Raw genomic sequence first — 17,968 nt, 5'->3', positions numbered from 1 at the left:
TGGCGGTGTCCCGACCGCCCGGGGCTAGACTGGCGCCTCATGTCGCCCAAGGGCGTAGGAGAGCGGATGAACAGGCTCGCGATCGCGACCGTGGCGACAGCCGCCCCGATGGGGGCCCAGGTGTACGAGCGCGAGGTATCATCACGCGCCGTATCGGCCCTGGCATCCACGGGGCGACCGTGGTCCGTGCGGCAGCTGGCGGCGCGGTCGTTGCGGTCGGACCTGCCGGGCGACAGACGCGTTCCCGTCGGGCTGCTGGAGAAGGCGGGACCGGGCATCCGTCGCGCAGCCGGCCGACTCATCTACCCACGGCGAACGCTCGTGCACCGCATGAGCCTCATGCTTCCCCCCGCGCCACGCGAGGTCGTCACACTGCACGACGTGGTGGCGTGGCGCTTTCCCGACGAGGGCACGCCGATCGCCAGCGCGGGAGCGGAACTCCGCGCGGCCGCAGCCGTGGTGTGCGTCTCGCAAGCGACCGCCTCAGACGCCGTCGAACTGTTCGCACTCGACAACGTGCGTGTCGTGCACCTGGGCGTCGACGATCGATTTCGCGAGCCGGTGCCGCTGGTTCCCGCGACGCTCGAGCGCATCGGCATCCGGGGCAGGTACATCCTGCACGCGGGGGGTGCAAGCGAGCGCAAGAACCTGCCTGCGCTCGCCGAGGCATGGCGGAGACTGGCCGACCGGCATCCGGATGTCACGCTCGCGCTCTCCGGGCCGCCTCACCCGCGGCGCACCGAGCTCTTCGGCGGACTGCCGCGCGTCGCACTTCTCGGACGAGTCGACGACGCCCTCGTGCCAGGGCTCATCGCGGGATCCGAGGCCGTCGTGGTGCCATCGCTGCACGAGGGCTTCGGGCTTCCCGTGCTCGAGGCCATGGCCGCCGGCACCGTCGTCGTCGCCGCCGAGACGAGCTCACTGCCGGAGGTCGCAGGCGGGGCGGCCGTGCTGGTGCCGCCGACGGGCGAAGGGCTGGCCGAGGGCATCGCGGCGGTGCTCGAGGATGCCGTCGATCGGGGCGACCTGCTGAAGCGCGGCAGGCTGCGGGCATCCGAGTTCACGTGGGAGAGGTGTGCAGCAGAGCACGCCGCGATCTGGAACGAGGCGGCCGGCTGAGCCGCTTGCGCGAACCCCTACGATGAGCGCATGACGGCACACGGCGAGATCGACCGCGGCGTCGTGCCGGTGTACCACCTGATCACGCCCGGCGACCATTTCTCGCCGCGGACGGGCTCGGCGATACCCACCGTGGTGCACGGACTGGCCACGGGCGCCACCGTCGCCGGCGATGCCGGCCGGCATCCGCAGCATGTGGTGCTGCAGCGCGACACCTACTCGCCCCGATACGACTCGGCGGCCGCCGTCGAGTACGACGGCGTGGCAGCGCCCGGTTCCCGCGCCCGCGCGATCGACGCCGCGCTGGGCCGGATCGGCCTTCCACGACGATCGGCGGCCGCCTACTTCCGCCAGGCAGCCGAGAGCCTGCGCGACCAGCCGCCAGGCATCGTGCTCGCACACAACGCCCCGATCGTGCCCTGGCTGCTGCGCGACCAGCCGCATGCCTCCGTGCTGTACGCGCACAACGACGTGCTGCGCAGCTACACGAAAGCCGAGGCGTCGCGTGTGCTCGGGGATGCCGCGCGCATCGTGAGCGTGAGCGATTCGCTCGCCGTTCAGTTGCGCGAGCACCTTCCGCCATCGCTGCACGAGCGCGTGCGAACCGTCGTGAACGGCGTGGATGCCGCGCAGTTCTCGCCAACCGACCTGCGGTCGCCCGGACCGTTGCGCGTCATGTTCCTGGGGCGGGCGATCCCGGAGAAGGGCGCAGACATCCTGCTCGAGGCGGCAGCCATGGTCGATGGCACCGAGCTCGGCGGCGACGAGCTCGAGTACGAGATCGTCGGCAGCCACGGCTTCGATCCGGATGCGGCGTTGTCGCCGTACGAGCAGCGACTGCGCGAGCTGGCGGGCCGGGTTCGCGCGAATGTACGGTTCGAGCCATTCGTCGACAGACAGCAGCTGCCCGCACTCCTGCGGCGCGCGGACATTCTCGTGATCCCCTCCCGCTGGCCCGACCCGTGCCCCCTCACGGTCGGCGAAGGTATGGCGACCGGGCTGCCGATCATCGCGGCTGAAAGCGGGGGCATCCCCGAACTGCTGGGCGACGCGGGAGTGCTGTTCCACCACGAGCGCCCAGAGGACCTGGCGGAGGCTATCGGCCGGCTCGCCTCGGACTCCAGCCTGCGGTCGCAGTACGCGGCGTCGGCGCGAGCTCGCGCTACGGAACGCGACTGGACCTGGACCTGGCGGCACCTCGCCGCCGTGCTCGACGAGATCAGCATCTGACCGCGGCAGCCGCCGGGCCTGGGCGCGGTCGAGCTCCGGCCGATCGGAGGCAAAGGGTGTCGCCTAGCATGTGTGCATGGATGGCGTGAAGCCGAGGTTCGCAGTGAATGCGCCCTCGCTGGTCGCCATCGGAGCCTTCGCGGTGGTCGTCGGCGTCGCGCTCGGCGTGCTGAGCGTCAACAGCAGTCTCATCGCGCTCGCGGTCGGCGTCGTCGTTCTGATGGCGGGCGTCGCAGCGCGCGACGCGACGATCATCCCCGTGCTCGCCGTTCCGGCGACACTGGTGCTCACGAGGGTGGGCGGGGCGCTCAGCGTCTCGGATGTCGTGCTCGCGCTGGCATCCATCGTCTCGCTGTTCGCCCTCAGGGGCAGGGGAGCAGGCGTGCTGCTGCCCTTGGTGTGGGCCGGCGTCTTCTACCTCGCCACGGCAATCCCGACGCAGCTGCTGAACCCGTACAGCGCCAACGTCATCGAGTGGGTGCACGAAGTCTTCCTGGTGCTTGGCAGCCTCGTCGTCGGCTTCGTGATCGGCCGCGCCGACCGGGCGAGACTCGCGCTCACGCTCTACGTACTCGGCTGCTGCGGCATCGGCATCGTCACGATCTTCGTGTCGCTCACGACCTACCTGCACACCAGGTCGTTCCAGCCCGTGTTCCTGCCCGACCTGAACAAGAACACGATCGGCGGGATGCTCGGCGCGGCCGCCGTGATCGCCTTCGCCCGCCCGGTGTGGTTGCGCTGGTCTCCGGCCTGGTCGTGGGCCGTCGTCATCATCGCGTCGCTCGGTGTGGTCGCGGCGCAGTCCAGGCAGGGCCTCGTCGGCGAGATCGTCGGCATCCTCATCGTCAGCATCAGGGCCAGGCCGCAGACGGGCAGGCGGGTGCGCATCGTGTGGCTCGCTGCCATCCCAGGAGTCGCGTGGGTCGTCAGTCAACTGACCTCGCAGCTGGCGGACAACAACCAGTTCAACTCGGCGCACCAGCGCGTGGACTGGTACGCGCAGTCGTTCGAGATCTGGTTGAAGTCGCCCGTCTTCGGTGTCGGCATGCGCTGGTGGTACACCAACCACTTCGCCGGGCAGTTCGACGCCTTCCAGCCGCCGAACGCTGAACTCGAGGTTCTGACCACCGTCGGCGTGTTCGGGCTGATCGGATTCCTCGCGCTGTTCGCCGTGGCGGGCTGGTACCTGTGGAAGATGGACCCGGTGTACGGCACGGTCGGCGTCGCGGTGGTGGCCATGCGCTTCACGCAGGCGCAGTTCGATCTCTACTGGGTTGCCGGGCAGGCGTCCCTGCTCTGGATCGTGGCAGGCATCTGTTACGGCGTGAAGGCGCTCGACGACGACAAGAGGGAACGCGGCGAGCCCGTCTCCTGGGAGCTACCTCCGCCGCAGCGGCCGCGCACGAGGTGGAGCCGGCCGGTGGCCAGGCCGGTCACGGCCGCGAAACCCACCACAATTGGGAGGTCCGCTCAGGTGCCGAAGACTTCAAGGGCGCCCATAAGGTAAGAGGACCACTCACCCGACCGTCAGGCCAGCCATGAAGGTGCTCCGCATCGCCCACCACGCGGTAGTGTCCGCGTGGCGGCAGCGCGAGCGGGAGCTGCGGCGCCTCGGCGTCGATGTCGAGCTCGTGTCGTCGAAGGTGTGGAACGAGGGTGGCCGCGACGTCGCGCTCGAGCCGGGCGGTGACGACTTCGTGCGCGGCGCCGCCACTGTGGGCGGGCATCCGAGTGTCTTCGCCTACGATCCTCGCCCCATCTGGCGAGCGATCGGCGAGCGGCCAGACCTGATCGACCTGCATGAGGAGCCCAACTCTCTCGCCACGGCCGAGGTGCTGCTCATCGGGCGGCTGCGCCGCTCCACCGCGCCGTACGTCCTCTACTCGGCGCAGAACATCCGCAAGCGCTTTCCCATCCCCTTCAGATGGCTGGAACGCGCAGCGCTCCATGGTGCCTCAGGTGCATACGTCTGCAATGTCGAGGCCGGAGAGATCCTCACGGCCAAAGGACTCGGAGGTCCGGCCGTCCACATCCCGCTCGGCGTCGACGTTCGCACGTTCGCTCCTGCTGATCGCGTGCCTCCCGCAGACGGTTCGAAGGTCGTCGGGTATGTCGGGCGACTCGAGCCGCACAAGGGCGTCGACGTGCTGCTGCGTGCCGCGGCCGGCCACGAGGACTGGCAGGTGCGACTGACCGGTGACGGGCCGCAGCGCGCCGAGCTGGAGGCACTGTCCGTGCAATTGGGCATGGCGCACCGGGTTCACTTCCTCGGCTTCGCGAGTGGGCCGGAACTGGCAGACCGGTACCGCGAACTCGACGTGCTGGCCGTGCCGTCGCTGGCCCGCGCCACGTGGCTCGAGCAGTTCTGCCGCGTGGCGGTGGAGGCGATGGCGTCTGGCGTGCCCGTCGTCGCGAGCGACACGGGCGCGATCCCCGATGTGGTGGGCGACGCGGGCCTGCTGGTGCCGTCGGCCGACCCGCGTCGGCTCGCCGACGCCATCGCGCGCGCTCTCGAGCCCACGTGCTGGGCCGACCTGCGGGCGAGGGGGCTGCAGCGCTCTGTGCGATTCACCTGGGAGAACGTGGCAAGCATGCAGAAGGCGATGTACGAGTCGGTCCTGGGTGGAGGGGACGCCGGCGCCGCGCAGGATCCGCACGTGCTGATCGTGGCGTACGGGTCGCCCGCACCGCTCGAGGGATGTCTTGCCGAACTGGGCAGCGGCCTGCCTGTGACCATCGTGGACAACTCGTCGCTTCCAGAGACGCGCACGCTCGCCGAACGCCACGGTGCGCGCTACGTCGACGCCGGGCGCAACCTCGGGTTCGCCGGCGGCGTCAACCTCGGACTCGAAACCATCGAGGCATGCGGAGAGGGCACGCGCGACGTACTCCTGCTGAACCCGGATGCCAGGATCTCCCCTGAAGGCGTGCGCACGATGCACGAGCTGTTGCATTCTGCACAGCGGCGGGCAGCAGTCGGCGCGACCCAGACGGATCCCGAGACGGGCGCCGGGGTGCGAGTGTGGTGGCCCTTCCCCACCCCCGCCGGCGCATGGATCGAGGCCGTCGGCCTCGGCGGGCTGCGGCGCAGGCGGGACTTCGCCATCGGCTCCGCGCTCCTGCTCAGGCGCGAGGCGCTGCAGGAGGTCGGACGGCTCGACGAGCGGTTCTTCCTCTACGCAGAGGAGACCGACTGGCAGCGCAGAGCTCGGTCACGTGGCTGGGACATAGCAGTCGCCGACGTCGCCGCCACGCACGAGGGCGGGGGCACGGGTGGAGACCCGCGCCAGCGCGAACGCCACTTCTACGGAAGCGCCGAGCGATACATCCGCAAGCACTACGGGCCGGCGGGATGGCAGCTCTACCGGGCAGGAACGCTCGTCGGCGCCGCCGTGCGCGGATCCGTTCTGCCCGGGGAGCGCGGGGCGGCTGCGCGAAGGCGGGCGGCACTGTTCCGGCACGGGCCGGTGGCCGTCGAGACGGGGGCTGTCGGGCCGCGACGCACGGTGAGGCCTCCGGGTGGGCCGATGCACGTGGTGCATGTCGTCTGCTCCGAGGCGTTCGCGGGAGTCGAACGCTACGTGCTGCAGTCGGCCCTCGCCCTGACCGCGGAGGGATGCCGCGTCACCGTCATCGGGGGCGGCCCCGACACCATGGGCGCCGCGCTCGGTTCAGCGGACATCGCTTGGCATCCGGCGGCGACGGCTGCTGCAGCGTTCCGCACCCTTCGGCGGTTGACCGACGCGGATGTCGTCGTCACGCACATGACGCTCGCCGATCTGGCAGGTGCCGCGGCCAGAGCCGCAGGCGGTGCACCGGTCGTGAGCGTTCGGCACTTCGCAGCGCGCAGGGGCAGCAACGCCGTCAACAAAGTCCTGGCGGCGGCTGCACGCCGGCGGATCGCTGCCCAGCTGGCGATCTCGCGCTTCGTCGCCGACAGCATCGAGGGTGAGAGCGTCGTCGTGCACACCGGGGTGAGCGAGGTTCCCGACGTCGACGACGCCGTGCGCGAGCCGTTCCTGCTCGTGTTGCAACGGCTCGAGCGCGAGAAGGCGACCGATGTCGCCGTCCGCGCGTGGGCGGCAGCGGAACGGCCGCCCGGATGGCGTCTCGTGATCGTGGGGGACGGCGCCGAGAAGGATGCCCTGATCGCGCTCGCCGCAGAACTCGGCGTGGCCGATTCGGTCGAGTTCGCGGGCTTTCAGAACGACGTGTCCGACTGGTTGCGCCGTGCGTCGGTGCTCGTTGCACCCACCCCGAGAGAGGGACTGGGTCTCGCCGTGCTCGAGGCCATGGCGCACGGTCTCCCAGTGGTCGCCGCGGCGGGTGGGGGCCACCTGGAAACTGTGGGCTCCGTGCCGCATGCCGCGCTCTTCGCCCCGGGCGACGCGGACGAAGCGGCACGCGAGATCTCCCGTCTGCTCGCCGATCCGGAGCGGCGGCACGAGTACGGCAGAGAGCTCAGGTCGCGCCAGCGCCAGGAGTTCGGAGTGGCCGCCCAGACGGCGGCGACCGTGGCGCTGCTCGACTCGGTTGCGCGCGCTGACGCCTCACGACGCCGCTTTGCCGCGACGCGAGTGGCGGCCTCGTGAACGACACGGCACTGAGGCGTCCGGTCGACGACGCAGCGCACGCCTCGCGGGGATCGAAGCGTGTGGTCGTCGCATCGCTCGAGCCCTGGGACGACGTGTGGCGTCGCAACCAATACCTCATCGACGGTCTGCTCAGGGCCGACGACGAGCTCGAGGTGCTGTTCGTCGAGCCGGCCGCCGACCCGCTCTACGCGCTCGCGTCGCACAGGCGTGCGTCGATCGGCCGAGGCCTGCGTGTGGCCGACGGCTACGACGGACGGCTGCGGCTGTACCAGCCGACGAAGGTGCTTCCGCGCCGGGTCGGACGCATGGCTGACGAGCTGGTGAGCGCAGGCATCCGGCGGGCGGTGTCACGCTCGGGGTGGCGGCACGGCGTGCTGTGGATCAACGACCCTGGGCAGTCGCCGCTTCTGGATGCCTTCGGCTGGCCGAGCCTGTACGACGTGACGGACGACTGGGTGCTTGCCGAGCGCGGGGCACGCGAACACGAGCGCATCGCTGACGCCGACGCCGAGCTGCTGCGTCGCTGCAACGAGGTGGTCGTCTGCTCACCCGGTCTACAACGATCGAAGAGCAGCCATAGGTCGGTGCGGCTCATTCCCAACGCGGTCGACGTCGCCAGGTACCGTCGCCAGGTGCCAAGGCCCTCCGACCTGCCAGCCGGCCCTATCGCGCTCTACGTCGGTACGCTGCATGAGGACAGACTCGACGTCGACCTCGTGGTGCGAACCGCCGACGCGCTGACCGAAGGCGCCGTCGTGCTCGTCGGCCCGAACGCGCTGACGCAGGAGAACACCGGAAGGCTCAGCGGGCATCCGCGAATCCTGCTGGCGGGTGCGAGACCGCGCGACGAGGTGCCCGGCTACCTGCAGCACGCGAACGTACTGATCGTTCCGCACGTCGTCGACGAGTTCACCGAAAGCCTCGACCCGCTCAAGCTGTACGAGTACCTGGCGGTCGGGCGACCGGTCGTGAGCACGGCCGTTGCGGGATTCCGCGACGAGGCTCGGGTGACGACCGCTGCGCCCGACGCATTCCCCGCTGCCGTCGCCGCCTGTCTCGGGCACTGGCAGCCGACGGCGCCGCCCGTCGACGTGCCGGATTGGGCGGATCGCGTCGCCGAATACCGCGCGGTGCTGGCACCGTTGCTTGCGCGCGCGCAGGAGCCGCTGAGGTGAGGCGCGCGTTGCAGCACTCCGCGCGCGGCGGAGCGCGATCGGGGGAGCGTCAGTGACTGGTGTCATCGTGCACGAGTGGATGGAGTCGGTGGGCGGTGGCGAACGCGTTGTGGATGCCCTCGCCGAGGCTTTCCCAGGCGCCCCCATCGTCGTCCCGTGGGACGACGTTCCAGACAGGTACGGCGCGGGCCGGGTCAGCGAGAGCTGGCTGGCGAAGACCCCGCTGCGCAGGCACAAGGCTGCGTCGATGCCGTTCCTGCTCGAGTGGTGGCGCAGGCTGCCCGCGGTCGCGGATGCCGATTGGCTGCTGTGCTGCACCCACCTCTTCGCACATCACGCGCGCATGCGACGGCCGGAGCGAGACGTTCCGAAGTTCGTCTACACCTACAGTCCCGCCAGGTACATCTGGGAGCCCGAGATCGACCAGCGCGGCGACGGCGCGCTCGCCAGGGCGATCGCAGCCCCGCTGCGTTCGATCGACCGCAGACGCGCCCAGGAGCCCGTGAAGATCGCGGCGAACAGCAGGTTCATCGCCGCCAGGGTCGAGCGGTGCTGGGACCGCGAAAGCACGGTGATCTACCCGCCGGTCGACCTCAGCGTCTTCCCAGGCGGTGACGAGGAACTCACGCCGAGCGAGCTGGCGGTGCTCGACGCGTTGCCTGCCGGATTCCTGCTGGGCGCTTCCCGCTTCGTGCCCTACAAACGCCTCGACCTGGCGATCGCGGCGGGCGTGGCGGCCGACCTGCCCGTCGTGATCGCGGGCGACGGACCCGAACGGGAGCGGCTGGCGGCTCTTGCGGCCGAGCATCCCGGGCGCGTCACGTTCGTGCCGCGTCCGTCGAACGCGTTGCTTCGCGCCCTGTACCGCAGGGCTGCGGTCTTCTTCTTCGCCCCGATCGAAGACTTCGGCATCATGCCGGTCGAGGCGATGGCCGCAGGCACGCCGGTCGTCGGGAATGCCATCGGCGGGGCAGCGGAAACCGTGCTCGACGGTGTCACCGGTTCCCTGTTCGCTTCCACCGACCCCGCCGAGCTGCGGCGTGCGGTCGAGACGGCGCTTCAGGCCGACGCGGATGCCTGCCGCCGGCGAGCCCAGGTCTTCGACGGCTCCACATTCGGTGCCCGCATCTCCGACTGGATGGGCGTCTAGCGGTGGCAGCAGTGGTGCCGCAGGGCGCCTACCGCGACCTCGAGCTGCGCGCCGCTGCCGTGCCCGTGAGCGCAGAGCCGCCACCCGGGATGAGGTGCCCGGCCAGCCGGTCGATGTGATCGCTGAGTTCGGCGACGAGTTCCCGCCACGCATCGGGTGGCCCGTCGACCGGGTCGGCGATGTCGTCGTCCGAACTCGATCCGATCATCTCCGAGCGCGGGCGGTCCTCGGCCTCCTGCTCGATCCACTCCTTCAGCAGCACATGCCTACGGGGTGGATGCTCGTCGAGCCACCGCACGAACTGCGGCAGTGTGAAGACGCGGGGCCACAGCCCCGGATCGGCGGCCACGAGCTCACGGGCGTGACTTCTCGTCATGGTGAGGACGACGTCCCACCCGCCGAGGTCGCTCGCCGCGGCCCGCCTACTGACGTGAGCAGACATGTCGAAGCCCGATTCCCTGGCCACGAGCTGACCGTTAGGGGGCATGGGCCTGCCGCCCTCGATGAGACCGGCCGATCCGAAGACGAACGGAGCTCCCGCGAACCTGCGACGGGCGATGGCCTCGGCCATGACCGACCTGCACTGGTTCGCGGTGCACACGAACAGCATGCTCGTCACATCGCGTTCGACGCCGGGGCTTCCCACGTCGGATGACGTCGAGCCTGGCATGGTCAGACCTTCTCGTCCTCAGAGGAGCCGCGATGGGCATCCGACCGGTCGTCGTGCTGCTGAGCGTTCCGCGTCGTCCCGCGGCCGACGTTCCGCTCTGCGGGCTCGGCCGGCTCACTCACGAAGTCCTCGTCGAAGTCGAACGCGGCTTCCGGCTCCTGCTCCTCGGCTGTGGTGGCGACAGGCGGACGGCGCTTCGCGGCTCCTCCCGAGCCGCCGTAGTAGGCGGAATACGACTTCGGGATGCGCCGCTTCGAGCGGTTGGCCACGACGCCGAGCACCGAGATGCCGTTGCCAGCAAGGGCGTGCACCGTCTCGCCGAGCAGCTTGCGCCTCGTGCGTCTGATGGATGCCACGAGAACGGCCCCGTCGGCATGCGCGGCCAGAAGACTCGCGTCCACCAGCGCAAGGGCCGGCGGCGAGTCGATCACGACGATGTCGCACAGGGAGCGCAGCGCGGCGATGATCTCGCCAAGTCCGTCGACGGCGAGCAGGTCGGCGGGATCCCAGGGCTCCGATCCGGCGGGCAGGATGCTCAGGCCGCGGAACTTGGTGCGGTTCAGATTGGCGGCGATCTCGTCGACGCTCGGCGCCGACCCGTGCACGGCGGCGGCCTGCAGCAGCTCGGTAAGGCCGGGACCGTTCGCCACTTCGCCGAAATACTCGTCCAGCCCCGGCTTGCGCAGGTCGCCGCCCACGAGCACGACCCGCTTGCCGGTCCTGGCCCACGCGAGAGCGAGATTGGAGGAGATGAACGTCTTGCCGTCCCCCGGCTCGACGCTCGTCAGCACGACGACGTCGTTGCCCTGCGGCAGCAGCACCTGGAGCGTCGTGCGCAGCGCGCGCAGGCCCTCGTTCAGAGCCGTGCGCTTCCTGCCGGCGGCCGGGAGCCAATCGCCGCGCCGCTGCATCCGCTTGTCCAGGCTCAGCTCGCCGAGCGCCGGTGCGCCGGTCAGTGCCTCGAGGTCATCGTCTGGGCGCAGCCGGTCGTCGAACGCGTCCCAGATGAGGGCGATGCCGATGCCGGCGACAAGCCCGGCGATGATGGCGACCGCCAACGCGATCGCGGGGCTCGTGCCCTGGAACGCGCCAGGAGCTGCCGCCTTCGTCACGGTGAGGGGCTCGCCGCCGTTGTCGATCTTGTTGATCGTGTTGTTCGCGCTGGCGAGCGAACTGATGGCGTTGGCGAGGTTGGACTGCGCTATCGAGTTCGCCGGATTCGCCGTGACCTGCACCTGGTAGGCCTCGGCAGACGCGTTCCATTTGGCGGCCTGCGCCTGTGCCGCAGCTCGCGCCTTCGCGAGCTGACCCTTGAGGTAGGTGTTGTACGACGTGGCGATGGCGCTCGCCCTGGCCTGCGACTGCGCTGCGCTGCTTCCGTTGACCGTGACCGTGATCACGTTCGCCTGCGTCTGCGACGATGCCTGGGCGAGGCTGTAGGCCGCGCCCCACGAGGCGGAGGCTGCCAGCGGCTCGCCGAGCTTCTTCGCCGCTGGGTCGAGCACGGCAGGAGAGGTGATGCTCTCCGCATCGAAGTCCACAGCTGCCGTGCCGATCTGGCCGCTGGACGACGCGCTCGTCGCGAGCGCACTCATGCGCAGCGTCGTGGACGACGTGTACACCGGCGTCTGCCGCGCAAGGAAGACGCCGGCCACCGCCACCGCCAGAACGACAACGGCGATGATCAAAAGCCGTCGTTGCCAGATGACGCTCAAAGCTTGCCGAAATGTCACTTTGTCTCCCCGACGGCGCCGCGACCGTCTCCCCAGGATAATGTGCCTCTGACCGCACATTCTCACCGTGCGGAAGATTGCTGCCAGACGCGTCGTCGACCGCGACACGCCCGAGTTGCACGAACCCCCGAAATCTGGCAAGCTTTTGGGGTTCAACATTTCGGTGCTGCGCGCCCCCGCGCTGCTCACCGGATCACTGCCAGGCAGTGCATAGCCGCTTCGAGCTGGTTGATTCCGAGGGTCGTACCGACCGCGGATCGTGTCCTCGAAGTTCAGGCTAGGCCGCGGGTAGAAGAACGAAAAGCTGACCGACATTCGCAAGCCCATGGGATATCCATGTGCTTTCCTCCAGGGCGACACGCCCGGGAGCGGGGGTCGGTGAGAGGCGAGGGATGCCTGAGCGCAAGCAGAGGCATCCGTTCGCCCTTGACAGATGAACAGCGGTGCGGCACCACGTGGCGCCCCAAATAAGCGTTGACAACACAGCGTTGACACGCGAACGCGTCCAATGCGGCCCTGACCGCCGTAAGACGCCTGAACAGTAGAGAGAGAGTCAGATATGGCGGGACAGAAGATCCGCATCCGGCTTAAGTCGTATGACCACGAGGTCATCGACACCTCGGCGCGCAAGATCGTCGACACGGTGACCCGTGCCGGCGCTCAGGTCGTCGGGCCGGTGCCGCTCCCCACCGAGAAGAACGTGGTGTGCGTCATCCGTTCGCCCCACAAGTACAAGGACAGCCGCGAGCACTTCGAGATGCGCACGCACAAGCGGCTGATCGACATCATCGACCCGACTCCGAAGGCCGTCGACTCGCTCATGCGTCTCGACCTGCCGGCCGACGTCAACATCGAGATCAAGCTGTAGGGGTCCATCCATGTCTACTACTGAGACCAAGACCGTCAAGGGTCTGCTCGGCAAGAAGCTCGGCATGACCCAGGTGTGGGACGAGAACAACAAGCTCATTCCGGTGACCGTCGTCGAGATCGCGCCGAACGTCGTCACGCAGGTGCGCTCGCCCGAGGTCGACGGCTACAGCGCCGTGCAGATCGCCACGGGCGCCATCGACCCGCGCAAGGTGAACAAGCCGGCCACCGGTCACTTCGACAAGGCGGGCGTCACGCCTCGTCGTCACCTGACCGAGGTGCGCACGGCGGACGCCGCCGACTACGCCCCTGGCCAGGAGCTGACCGTCGAGGCCACGTTCGAGGCCGGCCAGAAGGTCGACGTCGTCGGAACCTCGAAGGGTAAGGGCACCGCCGGCGTCATGAAGCGCCACAACTTCAAGGGCGTCTCCGCCTCGCACGGTTCGCACCGCAACCACCGCAAGCCCGGTTCGATCGGCGCGTCCTCGACGCCCAGCCGCGTGTTCAAGGGCATGCGCATGGCCGGTCGCATGGGCGCAGAGCGCGTCACCGTGCTCAACCTCACGGTGCACTCGGTCGACGCGGCCAAGGGCCTGCTGCTCGTCAAGGGCGCGGTTCCCGGCGCTCGCGGCCGCATCGTCTTCGTCCGCAACGCAGTGAAGGGAGCGTAGTCACATGGCTACCTCGATCGACGTTCTCGACGCAGCCGGCAAGAAGACCGGCACCGTCGAGCTGCCGGCGGAGATCTTCGACGTTCAGGTCAACGTTCCGCTGATCCACCAGGTGGTCGTCGCGCAGCTCGCAGCAGCGCGACAGGGCACGCACAAGACCAAGAACCGCGGAGAGGTCTCCGGCGCCGGCCGCAAGCCGTTCAAGCAGAAGGGCACGGGACGCGCCCGCCAGGGTTCGATCCGCGCACCGCAGATGACCGGTGGTGGCATCGTGCACGGCCCGACGCCGCGCGACTACGCCCAGCGCACCCCGAAGAAGATGATCGCAGCCGCTCTGCTCGGTTCTCTGAGCGACCGCGCACGCGGTCAGCGCATCCACGTCGTGGAGTCGCTGATCGCAGGCGACGCTCCCTCGACGAAGGATGCCGTCTCGCTGCTTTCGGCCATCTCCTCCTCCAAGCACGTGCTGGTCGTGACCGAGCGCGGCGACGAGACGGGTGTCAAGAGCGTGCGCAACATCCCGACGGTGCACAACATCACGTTCGACCAGCTCAACGCCTACGACGTGCTCGTCTCCGACGACATCGTCTTCACCAAGGCTGCTTTCGACTCCTTCGTCGCAGCCAAGCAGAAGGCAGCAGCGACGAAGAAGGAAGAGGTGAACGCGTAATGGCCGGCATCAACAAGGACCCGCGCGACGTCATCATCGCTCCGGTCGTGTCCGAGAAGAGCTACTCGCTCATCGACGAAGGCAAGTACACCTTCCTCGTCGACCCCCGCTCGAACAAGACCGAGATCAAGCTCGCGATCGAGAAGATCTTCAAGGTCGAGGTCGCATCCGTCAACACGCTGAACCGTCAGGGCAAGACGCGCCGCACCCGTTTCGGTGCAGGCAAGCGCAAGGACACCAAGCGCGCCATCGTCACCCTCAAGTCCGGTTCCATCGACATCTTCACGGCTGTCGGCTAAGGAGCAAGGGAACAACCATGGCTATTCGCAAGTACAAGCCGACGACCCCGGGTCGTCGCGGCTCGTCCGTGGCCGACTTCGCCGAGATCACCAGGTCGACGCCCGAGAAGTCGCTGCTGCGCCCCCTGTCGAAGACCGGTGGCCGCAACAACCAGGGCCGCATCACCACTCGCCACATCGGCGGTGGCCACAAGCGCCAGTACCGCGTCATCGACTTCCGTCGCAATGACAAGGACGGCGTCAACGCCAAGGTGGCGCACATCGAGTACGACCCGAACCGCACCGCGCGCATCGCGCTGCTGCACTTCGTGGACGGCACCAAGCGCTACATCATCGCTCCCGACAAGCTCAAGCAGGGCGACATCGTGGAGTCGGGCGCCGGCGCTGACATCAAGCCTGGCAACAACCTGCCGCTGCGCAACATCCCTACGGGTACCGTCGTGCACGCGATCGAGCTGAAGCCGGGTGGCGGCGCGAAGATCGCCCGCTCCGCGGGAGCATCCGTTCGCCTCGTGGCGAAGGACGGCCCGTACGCACAGCTGCGCATGCCCTCAGGCGAGATCCGCAACGTGGATGCCCGCTGCCGCGCCACGATCGGCGAGGTCGGCAACGCCGAGCAGTCGAACATCAACTGGGGCAAGGCCGGCCGCAAGCGCTGGAAGGGCGTTCGCCCGACCGTCCGCGGTGTCGCGATGAACCCGATCGACCACCCGCACGGTGGTGGTGAGGGCAAGACCTCAGGTGGTCGCCACCCGGTCAGCCCGTGGGGTCAGAAGGAAGGCCGCACGCGCCACCCGAACAAGGAAAGCGACAAGCTGATCGTCCGCCGCCGCACCACCGGCAAGAAGCGCAAGTAGGAGTTAGAAGAAGATGCCTCGCAGTCTCAAGAAGGGCCCCTTCGTCGACGAGCACCTGCTTACCAAGGTGGTCCGTGCGAACGAGTCCGGCAGCAAGAACGTCATCAAGACGTGGTCGCGTCGATCGATGATCGTGCCGGCCATGCTCGGCCACACGATCGCCGTTCACGACGGTCGCAAGCACATCCCCGTCTTCGTCACAGAGACGATGGTCGGCCACAAGCTCGGGGAGTTCGCCCCGACGCGCACCTTCCGCGGACACGTGAAGGACGACAAGAAGGGTCGCCGCCGCTGACGCGGTGGCATAAGGAGGAGAAAGAAATGGTGGAGTCGATCGCACGCGTGCGACACATCCGCGTTACGCCTCAGAAGGCTCGTCGCGTCGTCAACCTGATCCGCGGCAAGCAGGCACAGGAGGCCCTGGCCATCCTGAAGTTCGCGCCGCAGGGTGCGAGCGAGCCGGTCTACAAGCTCGTAGCATCCGCAATCGCGAATGCCCGGGTGAAGGCCGACGCCTCGAATCAGTACCTGGACGAGCGGGACCTCTACGTGAGCCGCGCCTTCGTCGACGAGGGCACCACGCTGAAGCGTTTCCAGCCCCGTGCGCAGGGCCGCGCGTTCCGCATCAACAAGCGCACCAGCCACATCACCGTTGTGCTGGCCACTCCTGACGAGGGGACGAAGTAATGGGTCAGAAGGTAAACCCCTACGGCTTCCGTCTGGGAATCACAACGGACCACGTGTCGCGCTGGTTCTCGGATTCCACGAAGCCCGGTCAGCGTTACGCCGACTACATCGCCGAAGACGTCAAGATCCGCAAGCTGCTGAAGACGCAGCTCGACCGAGCAGGCGTCTCGCGCATCGAGATCGAGCGCACCCGTGACCGTGTGCGTGTGGACATCCACACCGCACGTCCCGGAATCGTGATCGGTCGCCGAGGGGCAGAGGCCGAGCGCATCCGCGCCGACCTCGAGAAGCTCACCGGCAAGCAGATCCAGCTCAACATCCTCGAGGTGAAGAACCCGGAGGCGGATGCCCAGCTCGTCGCTCAGGGCATCGCCGAGCAGCTCTCCGCTCGCGTGGCATTCCGCCGTGCGATGCGCAAGGGTCTGCAGGGTGCTCAGCGCGCAGGCGCCAAGGGTGTTCGCATCCAGGTCTCCGGTCGCCTCGGTGGCGCGGAGATGAGCCGGTCGGAGTTCTACCGCGAGGGTCGTGTGCCGCTGCACACGCTGCGCGCGAACATCGACTACGGGTTCTACGAGGCCAAGACCACCTTCGGCCGCATCGGCGTGAAGGTCTGGATCTACAAGGGCGACATCACGAACAAGGAACTCGCTCGCGAGCAGGCTGCCGCCAAGTCCGGCCGCCCGGAGCGCAGCGACCGCCCGCGCCGTGCCCCGCGTGCACAGGCCGAGGCGCCCGCGCAAGAAGGAGCCAGTGCATAACCATGTTGATTCCCCGCAGAGTCAAGCACCGCAAGCAGCACCACCCCGGCCGTAGCGGCCAGGCGACCGGTGGCACGAAGGTCACCTTCGGCGAGTTCGGCATCCAGGCCATCACGCCCGCTTACGTGACGAACCGTCAGATCGAGTCAGCTCGTATCGCCATGACGCGTCACATCAAGCGTGGCGGAAAGGTGTGGATCAACATCTACCCCGACCGTCCGCTCACGAAGAAGCCCGCCGAGACCCGCATGGGTTCTGGTAAGGGTTCTCCGGAGTGGTGGGTCGCGAACGTCAAGCCGGGCCGCGTGCTCTTCGAGGTCGCCGGCGTCAACGAGACGCTGGCCCGCGAGGCACTCACCCGTGCCATCCACAAGCTGCCCCTCAAGGCACGCATCATCAAGCGCGAGGAGGGCGACGCGTAATGGCGATCGGATCCAAGGAGCTTGTCTCCTCTGAACTCGACACGTTCGACGACGAGAGGCTCGTCGACGAACTCAAGAAGGCCAAGGAAGAGCTGTTCAACCTGCGCTTCCAGTCGGCAACCGGCCAGCTCGAGAGCCACGGCCGTCTGCGTGCAGTCAAGCGCGACATCGCCCGCATCTACACCGTGATCCGCGAGCGTGAGCTCGGCATCCGTGCGACGCCGGCCCCGGCCGAGGTTCCTGCGAAGGCCACTAAGAAGACCAGCAAGAAGGCCGACGCCGCTGAGGCGTCGACCGAGACGAAGGAGGAGGCGGAGTAATGGCTGCCACCAAGGCTGAGACCGAGAAGGCTGAGACCACCGCCACCGGCCACGAGCACGCGGCGCACGACGTCAAGGACGTGAACGCCCGCGGTTACCGCAAGTCGCGTCGCGGCTACGTCGTCAGCGACAAGATGGACAAGACCATCGTCGTCGAGGTCGAGGACCGCGTGAAGCACCCGCTGTACGGCAAGGTCATCCGCCGCACCAACAAGGTGAAGGCGCACGACGAGAACAACACTGCCGGCATCGGCGACCTCGTCATCATCAACGAGACCCGCCCGTACAGCGCCACGAAGCGCTGGCGCCTGGTCGAGATCCTCGAGAAGGCCAAGTAGGCCGTCGGCTTGCTTGTGACAAGGAGTTGTAAGAAGTGATTCAGCAGGAATCCCGACTCAAGGTCGCCGACAACACCGGCGCCAAGGAGTTGCTGACGATCCGCGTGCTCGGTGGCTCCAACCGCCGGTACGCCGGCCTCGGCGACGTCATCGTGGCGACCGTGAAGGATGCCATCCCAGGCGGCAACGTGAAGAAGGGCGACGTCGTCAAGGCGGTCATCGTCCGCACCGTGAAGCAGACGCGCCGTGCAGACGGCTCGTACATCAAGTTCGATGAGAACGCAGCAGTGATCTTGAAGAACGACGGCGACCCCCGTGGAACCCGCATCTTCGGACCGGTCGGTCGCGAGCTTCGCGACAAGAAGTTCATGAAGATCATCTCGCTGGCACCGGAGGTGATTTGACCC

General features: G+C 68.2%; 20 protein-coding genes. 18 read left to right on the top strand and 2 right to left on the bottom strand.

Annotated features, from left to right (window positions below; translation table 11 throughout):
* Positions 1-66 precede the first annotated feature (66 nt).
* The 6 genes from ACO2Q7_RS07355 to ACO2Q7_RS07330 all read left to right on the top strand — a co-directional run bounded on the left by ACO2Q7_RS07355 (position 67) and on the right by ACO2Q7_RS07330 (position 9,269).
* Positions 67-1,119, top strand: coding sequence for a glycosyltransferase family 4 protein (locus ACO2Q7_RS07355; RefSeq protein ID WP_423354948.1), 1,053 nt, complete (start codon positions 67-69; stop codon positions 1,117-1,119).
* 30 nt (positions 1,120-1,149) lie between these two features.
* Positions 1,150-2,349: a glycosyltransferase family 4 protein gene (locus tag ACO2Q7_RS07350; protein WP_423354947.1), complete on the top strand. Its 1,200-nt coding sequence runs from the start codon at positions 1,150-1,152 to the stop codon at positions 2,347-2,349.
* A 76-nt stretch (positions 2,350-2,425) separates the two neighbouring features.
* Positions 2,426-3,856 carry an O-antigen ligase family protein gene (locus ACO2Q7_RS07345; protein ID WP_423354946.1) on the top strand — a complete coding sequence of 477 codons (1,431 nt, stop codon included), beginning with the start codon at positions 2,426-2,428 and terminating at the stop codon, positions 3,854-3,856.
* 31 nt (positions 3,857-3,887) lie between these two features.
* Positions 3,888-6,941: a glycosyltransferase gene (locus tag ACO2Q7_RS07340; RefSeq protein WP_423354945.1), complete on the top strand. Its 3,054-nt coding sequence runs from the start codon at positions 3,888-3,890 to the stop codon at positions 6,939-6,941.
* Positions 6,938-8,119 (top strand): glycosyltransferase, encoded by a 1,182-nt coding sequence (locus ACO2Q7_RS07335; protein ID WP_423354944.1) that lies wholly within the window; start codon positions 6,938-6,940, stop codon positions 8,117-8,119. The genes ACO2Q7_RS07340 and ACO2Q7_RS07335 overlap by 4 nt, the downstream gene beginning before the upstream one ends.
* A 52-nt stretch (positions 8,120-8,171) precedes the next feature.
* The gene (locus ACO2Q7_RS07330; protein WP_423354943.1) at positions 8,172-9,269 is read left to right on the top strand and encodes a glycosyltransferase; all 1,098 of its coding nucleotides are present in this window, start codon (positions 8,172-8,174) and stop codon (positions 9,267-9,269) included.
* A 28-nt stretch (positions 9,270-9,297) separates the two neighbouring features.
* On the opposite strand, the gene ACO2Q7_RS07325 is transcribed toward ACO2Q7_RS07330, so the two are convergent.
* Positions 9,298-9,939 (bottom strand): hypothetical protein, encoded by a 642-nt coding sequence (locus ACO2Q7_RS07325; protein ID WP_423354942.1) that lies wholly within the window; start codon positions 9,937-9,939, stop codon positions 9,298-9,300.
* A 2-nt stretch (positions 9,940-9,941) separates the two neighbouring features.
* A complete protein-coding gene (locus ACO2Q7_RS07320) occupies positions 9,942-11,672 on the bottom strand; it encodes a polysaccharide biosynthesis tyrosine autokinase (protein WP_423354941.1) in 1,731 nt (576 codons plus the stop codon).
* Between the two features lie 559 nt (positions 11,673-12,231).
* Here ACO2Q7_RS07320 and rpsJ point away from each other — a divergent pair.
* From rpsJ to rplN, 12 genes are read left to right on the top strand one after another with little or no spacing between them, the layout of a single operon-like run.
* Positions 12,232-12,540, top strand: coding sequence for a 30S ribosomal protein S10 (gene rpsJ, locus ACO2Q7_RS07315; protein WP_022900935.1), 309 nt, complete (start codon positions 12,232-12,234; stop codon positions 12,538-12,540).
* 10 nt (positions 12,541-12,550) lie between these two features.
* A complete protein-coding gene (rplC, locus tag ACO2Q7_RS07310; protein ID WP_423354940.1) occupies positions 12,551-13,210 on the top strand; it encodes a 50S ribosomal protein L3 in 660 nt (219 codons plus the stop codon).
* Between the two features lie 4 nt (positions 13,211-13,214).
* Positions 13,215-13,880, top strand: coding sequence for a 50S ribosomal protein L4 (gene rplD, locus ACO2Q7_RS07305; RefSeq protein ID WP_423354939.1), 666 nt, complete (start codon positions 13,215-13,217; stop codon positions 13,878-13,880).
* Positions 13,880-14,179 carry a 50S ribosomal protein L23 gene (gene rplW / locus ACO2Q7_RS07300; RefSeq protein WP_423354938.1) on the top strand — a complete coding sequence of 100 codons (300 nt, stop codon included), beginning with the start codon at positions 13,880-13,882 and terminating at the stop codon, positions 14,177-14,179. The genes rplD and rplW overlap by 1 nt, the downstream gene beginning before the upstream one ends.
* A 17-nt stretch (positions 14,180-14,196) precedes the next feature.
* Complete coding sequence (rplB, locus tag ACO2Q7_RS07295) at positions 14,197-15,036, top strand: 50S ribosomal protein L2 (protein WP_423354937.1); 840 nt, start codon at positions 14,197-14,199, stop codon at positions 15,034-15,036.
* Between the two features lie 13 nt (positions 15,037-15,049).
* Positions 15,050-15,331: a 30S ribosomal protein S19 gene (gene rpsS, locus ACO2Q7_RS07290; protein WP_022900930.1), complete on the top strand. Its 282-nt coding sequence runs from the start codon at positions 15,050-15,052 to the stop codon at positions 15,329-15,331.
* 26 nt (positions 15,332-15,357) lie between these two features.
* Positions 15,358-15,723, top strand: a complete 366-nt coding sequence (gene rplV, locus ACO2Q7_RS07285; protein WP_325454887.1) for a 50S ribosomal protein L22 — start codon at positions 15,358-15,360, stop codon at positions 15,721-15,723.
* The gene (gene rpsC, locus ACO2Q7_RS07280; RefSeq protein WP_423354936.1) at positions 15,723-16,481 is read left to right on the top strand and encodes a 30S ribosomal protein S3; all 759 of its coding nucleotides are present in this window, start codon (positions 15,723-15,725) and stop codon (positions 16,479-16,481) included. Before rplV ends, rpsC begins: the two co-directional genes overlap by 1 nt.
* A gap of 2 nt (positions 16,482-16,483) precedes the next feature.
* The gene (gene rplP / locus ACO2Q7_RS07275; RefSeq protein WP_423354935.1) at positions 16,484-16,903 is read left to right on the top strand and encodes a 50S ribosomal protein L16; all 420 of its coding nucleotides are present in this window, start codon (positions 16,484-16,486) and stop codon (positions 16,901-16,903) included.
* On the top strand, positions 16,903-17,223 hold the full coding sequence (gene rpmC, locus ACO2Q7_RS07270) for a 50S ribosomal protein L29 (RefSeq protein WP_423354934.1): 321 nt from the start codon (positions 16,903-16,905) through the stop codon (positions 17,221-17,223). The genes rplP and rpmC overlap by 1 nt, the downstream gene beginning before the upstream one ends.
* Positions 17,223-17,561: a 30S ribosomal protein S17 gene (gene rpsQ / locus ACO2Q7_RS07265; protein WP_423354933.1), complete on the top strand. Its 339-nt coding sequence runs from the start codon at positions 17,223-17,225 to the stop codon at positions 17,559-17,561. The genes rpmC and rpsQ overlap by 1 nt, the downstream gene beginning before the upstream one ends.
* 35 nt (positions 17,562-17,596) lie before the next feature.
* On the top strand, positions 17,597-17,965 hold the full coding sequence (gene rplN, locus ACO2Q7_RS07260) for a 50S ribosomal protein L14 (RefSeq protein WP_423354932.1): 369 nt from the start codon (positions 17,597-17,599) through the stop codon (positions 17,963-17,965).
* The last annotated feature ends 3 nt before the right edge of the window (positions 17,966-17,968 follow it).

Origin of the sequence: Rathayibacter sp. KR2-224, from assembly GCF_049446075.1 — a bacterium.
Classification (GTDB): Bacteria; Actinomycetota; Actinomycetes; order Actinomycetales; family Microbacteriaceae; genus Humibacter.
Note: the sequence above shows the minus strand (reverse complement) of the source record. Positions and strands in the feature narration are given on the sequence as shown.